Origin of the sequence: Exiguobacterium sp. s152, from assembly GCF_018618335.1 — a bacterium.
Lineage (GTDB): Bacteria > Bacillota > Bacilli > Exiguobacteriales > Exiguobacteriaceae > Exiguobacterium > Exiguobacterium chiriqhucha.
The window spans coordinates 1-762 of the sequence record NZ_JACSLX010000031.1 but is presented as its reverse complement, the minus strand read 5'-3'; the positions used below and the strand labels follow the sequence as shown (position 1 = coordinate 762).

At 51.6% G+C, this 762-nt stretch carries 6 tRNA genes and 1 rRNA gene; all 7 read right to left on the bottom strand.

The annotated features are described in order from the left end of the window. Positions 1–101: 101 nt before the first annotated feature. Positions 102–177 (bottom strand) — tRNA-Ala (locus tag KNP72_RS15765). 11 nt (positions 178–188) lie between these two features. Then, a tRNA-Pro gene (locus tag KNP72_RS15760) sits at positions 189–265 on the bottom strand. 7 nt (positions 266–272) lie between these two features. Then, positions 273–349: transfer RNA gene (locus KNP72_RS15755), tRNA-Arg, on the bottom strand. A 31-nt stretch (positions 350–380) separates the two neighbouring features. Beyond that, a tRNA-Leu gene (locus KNP72_RS15750) sits at positions 381–467 on the bottom strand. 35 nt (positions 468–502) lie between these two features. Continuing rightward, positions 503–578: transfer RNA gene (locus tag KNP72_RS15745), tRNA-Thr, on the bottom strand. 8 nt (positions 579–586) lie between these two features. After that, positions 587–662 (bottom strand) — tRNA-Val (locus KNP72_RS15740). 11 nt (positions 663–673) lie between these two features. Continuing rightward, a 5S ribosomal RNA gene (gene rrf, locus KNP72_RS15735) occupies positions 674–762 on the bottom strand; the annotation flags it as partial.

Sequence of the window (762 nt, the reverse complement as noted above, 5' to 3'; positions counted from 1 at the left end):
ATATAGCTCTTTAAAACATGACGAAGCTTGCGCTTCATTCAAACATTGTAAAACTTTTTTGCCTCATCGTTCAGTTTTCAAAGTTCGTCGGTTCAAAGAATTGGTGGAGCCTAGCGGGATCGAACCGCTGACCTCCTGCGTGCAAGGCAGGCGCTCTCCCAGCTGAGCTAAGGCCCCAAAAGTTATGATGGTCGGGAAGACAGGATTCGAACCTGCGACCCCTTGGTCCCAAACCAAGTGCTCTACCAAGCTGAGCTACTTCCCGAAATAAATGGTGCACCCTGAGAGATTCGAACTCCCGGCCTTTAGATTCGTAGTCTAACGCTCTATCCAGCTGAGCTAAGGGTGCGAGACGAATGAACTTTCATGGGATATTAAGATGGTACCGAGGGCCGGACTTGAACCGGCACGAGGAAACCCTCGCAGGATTTTAAGTCCTGTGCGTCTACCAATTCCGCCACCCCGGCAAGGTATAATTCATGCGGTAGACTATTTTAAAAAATGGTGCCGGCGAAAGGATTCGAACCCTCGACCCTCTGATTACAAGTCAGATGCTCTACCAACTGAGCTACACCGGCAGGTGTAATGGTGGAGGATGACGGGATCGAACCGCCGACCCCCTGCTTGTAAGGCAGGTGCTCTCCCAGCTGAGCTAATCCTCCAAATATGTAATGCCTGGCAACGTCCTATCCTCACAGGGGGAGACCCCCAACTACTTTCGGCGCTGAAGCGCTTAACTTCCGTGTTCGGCATGGGAACGGG